This is a genomic window from Kitasatospora sp. NPDC001547, assembly GCF_042894165.1.
Classification (GTDB): Bacteria; Actinomycetota; Actinomycetes; order Streptomycetales; family Streptomycetaceae; genus Kitasatospora.
The window spans coordinates 1-9,820 of record NZ_JBIAVL010000035.1; the positions used below are offsets into that span (position 1 = coordinate 1).

At 68.9% G+C, this 9,820-nt stretch carries 6 protein-coding genes and 2 pseudogenes; 4 read left to right on the forward strand and 4 right to left on the reverse strand.

Features of this window, described 5'->3' with window-relative positions; genetic code table 11:
• Nucleotides 1-398 precede the first annotated feature (398 nt).
• A pseudogene (locus ACFY0X_RS34785) lies at nucleotides 399-584 on the reverse strand (DUF4253 domain-containing protein); the annotation flags it as partial.
• Between the two features lie 750 nt (nucleotides 585-1,334).
• Between ACFY0X_RS34785 and ACFY0X_RS34790 the strand changes: the two are divergent.
• Nucleotides 1,335-1,619 (forward strand): hypothetical protein, encoded by a 285-nt coding sequence (locus tag ACFY0X_RS34790; protein ID WP_387760518.1) that lies wholly within the window; start codon nucleotides 1,335-1,337, stop codon nucleotides 1,617-1,619.
• Between the two features lie 397 nt (nucleotides 1,620-2,016).
• A complete protein-coding gene (locus ACFY0X_RS34795; protein ID WP_387760519.1) occupies nucleotides 2,017-2,574 on the forward strand; it encodes a hypothetical protein in 558 nt (185 codons plus the stop codon).
• A gap of 655 nt (nucleotides 2,575-3,229) precedes the next feature.
• Here ACFY0X_RS34795 and ACFY0X_RS34800 read toward each other — a convergent pair.
• The 3 genes and pseudogenes from ACFY0X_RS34800 to ACFY0X_RS34810 all read right to left on the reverse strand — a co-directional run.
• A pseudogene (locus ACFY0X_RS34800) lies at nucleotides 3,230-3,538 on the reverse strand (transposase); the annotation flags it as partial.
• Nucleotides 3,539-3,701: 163 nt separating this feature from the next.
• Nucleotides 3,702-4,214, reverse strand: coding sequence for a DUF2247 family protein (locus ACFY0X_RS34805; RefSeq protein ID WP_387760520.1), 513 nt, complete (start codon nucleotides 4,212-4,214; stop codon nucleotides 3,702-3,704).
• Nucleotides 4,211-7,711, reverse strand: coding sequence for an ALF repeat-containing protein (locus tag ACFY0X_RS34810; RefSeq protein WP_387760521.1), 3,501 nt, complete (start codon nucleotides 7,709-7,711; stop codon nucleotides 4,211-4,213). The genes ACFY0X_RS34805 and ACFY0X_RS34810 overlap by 4 nt, the downstream gene beginning before the upstream one ends.
• Before the next feature lie 449 nt (nucleotides 7,712-8,160).
• Here ACFY0X_RS34810 and ACFY0X_RS34815 point away from each other — a divergent pair, with 449 nt between their 5' ends.
• Together ACFY0X_RS34815 and ACFY0X_RS34820 are read left to right on the forward strand one after the other, a co-directional pair.
• Nucleotides 8,161-8,685, forward strand: coding sequence for a hypothetical protein (locus ACFY0X_RS34815; protein ID WP_387760522.1), 525 nt, complete (start codon nucleotides 8,161-8,163; stop codon nucleotides 8,683-8,685).
• Nucleotides 8,686-8,828: 143 nt separating this feature from the next.
• On the forward strand, nucleotides 8,829-9,820 hold a 992-nt coding region (locus tag ACFY0X_RS34820), incomplete at its 3' end, for a trypsin-like serine protease (RefSeq protein ID WP_387760523.1).

The following is a 9,820-nucleotide window of genomic DNA, read 5'->3' on the forward strand; positions in this document are numbered from 1 at the left end:
CGCGCGTCGGCGGTCCGTGTAGGGGCGACGCTCCTCCATGGGACCACGGCGATGCTCACACCGTGGTCTGCGCCGAGACAGCCATGTACGCGGCCCTCACGCCCGGCATCCACCGTGGTCACCCGATACTGAGACTCTCATTCGAGCGACACCGCTCAAGATCGGAACAACAACATTCTCTGAGGGCCATCCGCGAGCAACTCGCCGGCCGGCCCCTGATGTGCTGGTGCCGCCTGGGCGCGGTGTGCCACAGGGACTGGCTGCTGGACGTCGCGAACAGCACGACGCCCGAAGCGCCGCAGCAGGTGCGGCCGGGACCGCAGGGGCGGTCGCCCGCTACGACCACCTGCACGAGGACGCCCCCGCGGGTGACCTCACGCAGGTGCCCGATGAGATGGTCAGTCCCACCAGAAGGACCAGACGGAGGAGCGGACCTGCCCGTCGCCAGCGATGTCCGGGTCCTGGACGTCGTCGGACGCGTAGGCGAACTGCTCGATGGCGACCCTGGCCGCAGTACACCGGTCGGCCGGCGGGCGGGCGACCAGCAGTTCGAGACGGGAGCGCCCCGCGTAGTAGAGCTCGGCACCGAACCGCTCCTACCAGCTGCGCAGCACCGCGAGGTGCCAGGCGGGTAGGAGTTCGTGGTGGTCGTCCTCGTAGGGGGGAGAAGTTCCAGTTCGGTGTTTCGAAGGCCTTGGGCAGGAGTGCCGGTACCTCGTAGCCGTGGCGGGCCCGGACGAAGCAGATCGAGACGTTGCCGGAGCCGGAGTGGAACGGGCCGGGGCGGGTGTTCTGGCCAACTTCGGGGTGCTCGGCGAGGTGTTCGGCGAAGGTGTCCTCGAACATGTCGAACGGGAGGGCCAGCGGCGGTCCCTCCCAGTCGGCGAGGACCCACCCTCGGGTGAGCGACACCATCTCCTGCACGACCTCCTCCGGGTCCTGGACGAGCGCGTGGGCGCGGCTCGTCGGGCCGCCGCCGGGAGTCAGATGGTCAGCGGAGGTTGGTAGGTCGCGGAGCCCGGTGCGGGCAGCGAGACCGCCACGGTGGTCGGGAGCTCGCCGCTCGCCTCCGCCGTGTAGACCGTTGTGATCGAGGACGACACGGTCGTCGCCGACGACGACCCGTGGAACCGGCCCTGAACGACGCTCGCCAGGTGCCTGGGCGGCCAACCGCCGCGGGCACCCGGCGGTGTGCCTGGCTGCGTAGGTGAGAACCGGTTCTGGCAGGAGTTCTGTGGTCGGTTGCAGCGAGCCGCGAAGCCACCGACCGTGAAGTCAAGGGGTGGGGCTGCTGGAGCCATGGGTCGTGTGGGGTCGCGAAGTAGGATCGGCCGATGACTGAGGACTATCCGTTCGAAGACGGCCGCAACGTTTCATGGGTGCTGGAGGGGTTCGGTTCCGACGAGTGGCTCTGCTCGTCCGTCACTGTGACACGTGAGCAGTACCTGCAGGTGCGGGCACTATTCGACCTTGGCGACGACGAGTGGATGATGGCTGGCGTGTATCCGGTTCCTCTCGAGGCCCAGGGCCCAATGCAGGTAGTCATCGAAGGGGCTCTGTTCGAGGAGGATGTGGACTACTTCCTCGGAGCCCAGCAGGATCTCCCTGCCGGACTATGACCTTCTGCCGGGGTCTCCGGACCGTTCCCGGGGCCGATTCCTCCGCCGTAGAACCTGTACGCCCTGTGACGGCTCCACAGAACTCGTGCCAGAACCATAACTCGGCGACATCACTCTCCCGTGGCGCGGGGTGCTCTCGCCGCCGACCGATAGGTGCTCGCACAACTCACCTATAGAGCCACACCCGCGCTGAACTCTGAGCTGGGCTTTTCGCTGGTCTTCGCCAATCACTGCCGGTGGGACGGGTGACACAGCAGCAGGGACCGCTCGGTTGACCTGTCTCAGCGGAGTCTGTCGGTGGTGGCAGCTAGCGTGCGGCTGTCCGAGCTGGCGGCCAACGGAAGCAGGCCAGCGGCTTTGGTGCCGCGAGACGGACCGAGGATGGAGAGTGTGGAGAGTGCTTAATGCCTGGCGGACGGTTATCGAGGAGGATGACCGGGTCCAGTGGAGGCTGGATCCGCTCGTGGGCGTCGGCCCGCTGCGGTTCGGCATGGGGTACGAGGACGTCGTGGAGGCACTCGATGGCTTTCTGGAGCCTTCCTCAAGGAGCACGAGTCACTACGGGCGGGTGCTGAGCGACGACTTCTTCCTTCCACACTCATCGAATAGTCCGGCCCTCACGGTCTACTACGACATCGGACGTCTGGTCTGCGTAGTCGTCAATGCGCTGCGCGGTCCGCAGGTCACACTGGACGCACTGTCGTTGGTCGGCCGCGTGCCGTCCGAACTCGAAGCCGACTTTGCCAAGTACACGACAGTCCGAGAGCGCGACCTGCGATACGGCCAGTACGGGGATCCCGGTTCGGAGGCGCTGGGAGTCGTCCTTCGCGCCCAGCGTGCCGGTGATGTCGTACTGAGCCGGCCGGTGTTCGTCGCTCCGTCCTGGGCGGAGCGCTGTGCTGATGTCTCGGAAAGCCGCATCCCCGAGGCGGAATGGCGCGACCGGCACTGGTAGCCAAGCGACCAGGCGACAGCAGGCGAAGCCGCCCCAGCAGGCCGTCACAGGCGCATGGCAATCGGGCCAGGCCGCCCGTCAGAGGACCTCGGTCCGCCGGGGGCCTGCGGTGGATGGCTGCGTGCACCCGGCGAGCGTCGTTCAGGCGACCACGGGAAGAGCTTGAAGGTCGGGCTCAGCGTCCGCACGTCGGCCGCGGCTGCTGGCCGCCGCCCCATCTGCCGCTGGCCGACGCCCTAGCGGCCCCCGGCCATCCCGGCCGCTCCGCAGCCAGCTCCGCCCGCTACTGGGCCACCGCACTGCTGCCAGCCGGAGTGTGACCCGGCACCCGGCAATCCGGCTTCGCCCACCGCGCCGACGACCTGGAACTCATCGCCCGCACCCGATACGTCGCCACGGTGCTGCGCACAGTCCCGGCCAAGGTCGCCAAGCTGGAGGACTTGGAGAACGAAGGCCCGGGCACCGACGTGTGGTGGTTGATCGCCGATCTCGAAGCCGGACCGGGCCCGTGGTGGAGCCGACCGACACCACGCCCTGGCCGACGCCAATACCTTGATGCCCAATCAAGGTGTCCGGCCAGTGCTTGGGGCGGGCATCAAGGTGTCCTGCCCGGTGCTGGAATGACCAAGGTGAGCGCCGCCGCAGTCGAGGAACTCTCGACCGCGAGCACGAACCGGCCGTTGGTCGCTCGTGGCAGCGGGACCGCCGCGAGTGCCTGCCGCATCCGATCCGCATCGATCCGACCGCGGGCCAGAGCGGCATAGAGGCCGCCGTGGCCGCGGCGGTGCTCGCCCACCAAGGAGAGTTGCGCCAGGGACCTGACCGGCCCGTCGGCGCACAGCACCGCGTTGGCGAGCTCAAACAACGCATCCCCACGCCGGGCCAAGCAGGAGTAGAACTCCCTTCGGAAGCGTGACAGTTCAGCGATTGCATCCCCGCCGACGCCGTTATGCAGCACACTCATCCCCACGGCCTTCGTCTTGATCACGTGCATTCCTTGGTCGGAGCACAGGATCAGACGAAGGCCGCCTTCATGTACGGCCGTTACCGCAACGAGTGATCAAGTTCGGACAGGTCGTTCGAGTCCGCTGGTTAAATATTAAGTTAGATGTCAACCGGCGGTAATGTCAGTCGGCTTCAGGCACCCAACCGCGACTTCGGTAAAGCGCCCCCTCGCTACAAACGTATTCCTCCCATCGCGAGATCAGGGCGTCGATTCCCGTCTTCTGTCCGGGCTTCGCCGGCATGTAGCGAACGAAGCTCTCCATTTCGGACGGGTAGTCGAAGTCTGCGTACAGTATCTCGACCATCCCCAGCGCGTCACCTAGGTTCTCGCGATTCTCATACGCCCAGGCGAGCGCCAGGAATCGCCATACGGACCGCACATCACCTGCGACGCGGCCTGTGTCAGCGCATTCCAGGATTCCGGCCACCTGATCGGCCTCGTCGGACAACAGGAGAGCGAGCGCCTCCTCCGTTTGCGACACTTGACCCGAATCGAGGTACCAAGTGCAGAGGGTGATGACGTCGTTTGCCTCGATCCAGCCTTCGTGGTGCCCGTACTTGATTTCCGAAAGACTTAGCCGAACGCGAGGCTTGATGAAAGCCGGTGGAATCTTAAATTTCAGCATGTCGCTCATGGCGTGTTGGGGATACCGTTGATCGTTCCGTTTTTGATGAATCCTTGGTGAGATACTACTTGAGTTCCGGCCTGGTCTTCAATAAGCCACTCGAAGCGCCCTGCAACGCCGTTGACCTCGCCGGGCATCTGGACGAGGATGCGCGGCTTTCCGTCACCTCCGGTGATCCTGAAAACTGTGCTCTTGGTGGAGATGTCCTCGATCACCGAGTTGGGAGCGAGGTGCCTACCGTCCCGTATGGTCCCGGACCCCCATCGCGGGAGGTTCTTGACCGCCCGCTGTGCTTCCCCCGGCGTGGGCAGGTAGTCACTCTTTCCTATCTTGATTGCAGAGCTTGTTACCCGGGTGATTTCCTCGATGGTCCTGGCTTTAGCTGCGAGTTCGGCGAGCTTGGCGGCCCTTCCGGCTGGAAAGAAAGCGACAGAGAGTTCCGCGCAGGCGGCGGCGCTCTTCTGCTTGATGCATTCCTCGGCGCTGTCCACGCCGAGGATGCTCTTCATGACCGTCTTGAGGATCTGGGCCTTATCGTAGACTCCATCGAAGAAGAATGACATATCGCCGAGGAAGTTCAGGAGGCCGTTCTGTTGGAGTCCGATATGTACGCGATTCCTGAGGAGTGCGCATAGCATGGCCCCCTCTCCGTATTGCCCAATGGTGTTAGGGCAGGGGGGGTTCTTGGCGCGCCAGTAGTCGTACTCGGCCTTGTTGATCTCTTCCTGGATCAGTGCTTCCAGTTCCTTCTTCAGATCCTCCTCGATCTGGGCGGACTGGGCCTGGACGTTTGTCTCTTCGGCGGCCAGTTCGTCCCGGCGTTCCTGAATCACCTTCTCCGCGGTGATGGTCCAGGCTTCGTCGGCGGCCTTCTGGGCGGCGTCGGCGTCCTGGCCTGCCGCGCGCGCGGAGGCGTAGGCGCTGTTCGCGGCCTCACGGGCGGATGCGGCGGACCAGCGGGCCTGCTCGGCCGAGACGCGGGCGCGGCCGGCGGAGGCGGTGGCCTTGCCGGCGTCGCGTGCGGCGGCCTGGGCGGCGTTGCGGGCGGTGGCTGCGGACTGGCCGGCGCGGGCGGCGGACGCCTCGGCGTTCTGGGCGGATGCCCTCGCGTCCGCCGCGTACCGGCCGGCCTGGGCCGCGTAGGAGCCGGCTTGTTGGCGGGCGGTCTCGGCCTCACCGGCCGCGTTGTTCGCGACGGCTGCGGCCTCGGTCGCCTCCCAGGCGTCCTGCTGGGCCGTGGCCGCGGTCTGCGCCGCCTCGGCGATCAGGTGGCTCATCTGGGCGGCGTGGGTGGCGGCGAGCTGGTCCTTGCGGTCGGCCGTGTACCGGCCGGTCTGCAGGAAGGCAGTGACGGACTCGGGTGTCCCGGCGAGAGCTACTGTGGCCGCGGCCTGGACCTCCGGGCCTCCGGCGGCGAGTAGTTGGGTGGCCTGGACGCGTTCGTCGATCTGGCGGGCGGTGTACTGGCCCGTCATCAGGAACGCGGCGATGGTCTTCGGGGAGCCGTCCCGCAGGGCCTTCTCCCCGGCTTCCTTGACACTGGTGCCGCCGGTGGCGATCAACTGGTAGACGCGGACACGGTTGTCGGTGCCCGCGGCCTCGTGCTGACCGGTGGTGAAGAAGGCCTCGACCTGCTGGGCGTCGCCCTTCAGCGCGGCGGTGGCGGCGGTGCGCACGGCCTCGTCCGGGCTGTCCTCGGCGATCTCGCGGACGCTTTGGCGCATGTCGTCCAGCTCGGCCTTGTGCCGCCCGGTGCGCAGCCACTCCACGACGGCCGCGTCCGTGCCGGACAGGGCGGGCTCGGCGGCCTCCTGGCTCCAGGGGCCGCCGGTCTTCGCCGTCCGGAGCGCGATCTTGCGGCCCTTGGCCGCCAGTGTCTTGAGGTCCGCGCCGGGGCGGGCGGCCTCGGCCGCCAGGTCGACAGCCTCCTGGTCCTGGGTCTTCCAGTCGGCGAGGAACGTGCCCACGTTGCCGGTGGCCTCGTCCTGCTCCGCTTTCAGGGCCCGGGCTTCCTCGACGGCCGCGGCGGTGGCGGCGGCGAGGTCCTCCGTCTCGGTCTTGCGGGCGAGGGCGTAGACGGTGCTCGCCGTGGTCACCGCTGTGCTCGCCGTCGCGGCGGCGGTGCGTGCCGCCTCGGCCTGGCGGGTGGCCTCGGCGGCCGACGTCGCGGATTCACCGGCGTGTTCGGCCGCCTGGTCGGCGGCCGTGGCCGCGTTCTGGGCGTGGGCCGCGGCGGATCGGGCGGCGTCGCGGGCCTGGTAGGACGCCTGGGCCGCCTGGCGTGCCAGGGCGGCGGACGCGGTTGCGGCCCGGTCGGCCTCCTTGGCCTGGCGGCGGGCCTGGTCGGCCGCGGCCTGGGCACGTTTGGAGCCGGCGCCCGCGGCGCTCGCCAGGCGCTCGGCCTTCTCGGCGGACCCGGCGGCCGCGTTCGCGTTGGCGCTGGCGCTCTTGGCCGCGTCCGACGCCTCGCCCGCCGCGTCGGAGGCGATGCCCGCCTGGTCGGCGGCATCTGCGGCGCGCTGGGCCTGCCTGGCGGCGTCGCGGGCCTCTTCGGCCCGCTGGCGGGCCTCGGCGGCCCGACCCTGGTCGGAGGCGGCCGCGTTGGCGGCCTTGCGGGCGTTGGCCGAGGCGAGGGCGGCGCCGCCGGCGGCGCTGGCGGCCTGGGCGGCCGCACTGGCGGCGGTGCGGGAGGCCTGGTTGGCGGCGCCGGCGGCGGCGACCGCCTGACCGGCGGCGGCCGCGGCGCCCCTGGCGGCGTCGGCGGCCCGTGCGGCGGCGGCCGCAGCGCGGGCCGCGTCCGTACCGGCGGCCTCGGTCTCCGCGGCGGCGGTCGCGGCGGCCTCCTTGGCCAGCCGGGAGGCTTCGACCGCGCGTGCGGACGCCTCCTTGGCGGCGTCCTTGGCGATCCGTGCCTGCCGGCCGGCCTGCTCGGCCTGGTCGGCCAGCTGGGAGATCGTGGCGCGTTCCTGGTCCCTGGCCAGGGCCACGAACTGTCCGACCGACAGGAACTCGGAGACATCGGTGGGCGCGCCGCGCAGTGCGACCCTGGCGGCCTCCTTCATGGCCGGGCCGCCAGCCGCGAGGAGCTGCATCACGCGGGCACGGTCATCGACTGCAGCGGCGTCGTAGCGGCCCTGCTCGAGGAACTTCTTCACGTCCTCAGGGGTGCGCTGCAGGGCGGCGGTGGCCTGCTCCTTGACGCTCACTCCGCCGGTTGCGATGAGCTGGAAGGCCTCGACCCGGCGGTCCTGCTCCAGCGGTGCCTGCCAGCCGTCCTTGAGGAAGGTGCGCAGCTCTCCCGGGGTGCCCTTCAGGGCCTTGGCAGCCGCTTCGCGTACCCCGGCGCCGCCGAGGCTGAAGATCTGGAACGTGGAGACGCGTTCGTCGTGGTACTCCGCGATGTCCGCCTCGGCGTCGAGGAAGCGTTTGACGTCCTCGTCGGTGCCGGTCAGTGCCGTCTCGGCGGCGGCCTTCACACCGAGGCCTCCGAGCAGCCAGAAGCTCACGACACGGCTGCGGTCCGTCGTGGTCGGTGCACTCGGTCCGGGCCCGGGATCCGTCGCAAAAGCGGGAGCCGTGCCGAGCAGGCCGGCGGTGAGGACCACCGGCAGCAGGCCGGCGCATATTCGACCGAGGACCGATAACCGGATGCTATGGCGCCGTTTCCTCCCGGTGGCTCCAGGTACTCCCAGTGACCGGATGGGATGGTTCACGATCAATACCCCCCAAATGGTACATCTGTATTTCCATGGAAGATCACCGAACGCCGGAAGCGGAATTCGGTGTGCGAACTTGCAAGGCATGGCCGAAATTCGACCGGAAACTCTTCCTTGAACGCCTCCGGGAACCTCCTGGAGGCGGAGATTGCTGGTACTTTACGCTGGCTCAGCCGTTGCCCGACACCCCTTCCCCCACTGCGGATTATTTTGACACCGCCAAGACCGAAGGAACTGCCTTGATCAAATCCCACACCCGGACGATTCTCCTGGCCGGCGCCTCCGGAACCCTGCTGGCATGTATCGGGCTCGCGTCCCTGTCGGCCGCACAGGCCACGACCGGCACGGCATCGACGGACACGGACATGCCCACCGCTGTCGAGGACTTCCAGTACCCGGAGGCCGACCGCATCCTGACGGAACGCAAGATCACATTGAAGCGGGGTGACGGGCACATCCTGCTCAAGGAAGGACCCGGCCACACGGTTCCGACCAGCTGCCAGGCGGCGAACGAGATCTTCGTCGAATCGCGTCTCGACAAGCTCGGCTACTGCTTCACCGTTTCCGGCACGACCGGCTATCTCACCATGGAACTGCCGGACGCGTACGGCATCTGGACCGAGGACCGCTCCGTCAGCGCCAAGCTGGTCGCGGCCGGCCAGGAGAAGCAGGTGAATATCGGCCCTAACTCGGTCGAACCGGTCGGCGAGAGCCTGCCCGGCGGAAAGCGTTCCGTCCTGGTCGAACTCCGCATCACCGGATGATTCGGGCACGCAAGGCCACTGTCACGCGATACCGCCACCGCCCAAATCCATTCGGCCCGGCCGAAACGGCAAGGAAAGGACAGCACTCCGTGTTTCGCGCACGATCACATTCGGCCTGGACGACCGGGGCGGTCACGGCCGCCGTGCTGACCGCCACCCTGCTGACCGGCACGCCCGCGCCGGCCGTCAGTGGTGACACCTCACCGGCGGGCTCCCACGCCTTCACCGCCAAGCTGGACATCGGCAACGGCACACGTGCCTGCACCGGCGCCCTCGTCGACCCGTACTGGATCGTCACCGCCGCGTCCTGCTTCGCCGACGACCCCGCCCAGCCGACCACCGTCCCCGCCGGCCCGCCCGCCCTCAAGACCACCGCCACCATCGGCCGCACTGACCTCACCACTACCGCGGGCCAGGTCCGGGACATCGCCGAACTCGTCCCCCGTACCGACCGCGACCTCGTCCTGGCCCGGCTCGCCACCCCCGTCACCGACATCCCTCCCCTCGCCGTGGCCACCACCGCACCCGCCACCGGCGAGGAGCTGACGGTGGCGGGCTTCGGCCGCACCCGGACCGAGTGGGTGCCCGACAAGCTCCACAGTGCCGCCTTCACCGTCGGCACCGTCGACCCGACCGGCCTCGGCATCGCCGCCAAGGCCCCCGCGGACGCCGCCGTCTGCAAGGGCGACACCGGCGGCCCCGCCCTGCGCAAGGTCGGCGACCGCCAGGAGCTCGCCGCCGTCAACAGCCGCTCCTGGCAGAACGGCTGCCTCGGCTCCACCGAGACCACCCGCACCGGCGCCTACGAGACCCGCACCGACGACCTCGGCGACTGGCTCCAGCAGACCGTCTCCGCCTGGTCCGTCGTGGTCGCAGCCCGCTCCGGGGGCCGCACCACGGTCTACAACCCGGACACCAGGACCGCCGAGACCTTCGCCTTACGGAGCGACGGCGCCATGATCCACGCCTACAACACCAACGGCGAGGGCTGGTCCGGCTGGCACGTCCTCGGCGACGGCGCCCGGTTCGCCAGCTCCCCGGCCGTCGTCCACAACCCGGTCACCAACACCCTCGACGTGTTCGCCACCGGCACCGACGGGTCGATGTACCGCGCAACGTGGAGCCGCGCCACCGG

Excerpts from the sequence above, each read along its gene's own strand:
- ACFY0X_RS34790 (WP_387760518.1), top strand. The coding sequence starts at position 1,335 with ATGACTGAGGACTATCCGTTCGAAGACGGCCGCAACGTTTCATGGGTG.
- ACFY0X_RS34805 (WP_387760520.1), bottom strand. The coding sequence starts at position 4,214 with ATGAGCGACATGCTGAAATTTAAGATTCCACCGGCTTTCATCAAGCCT.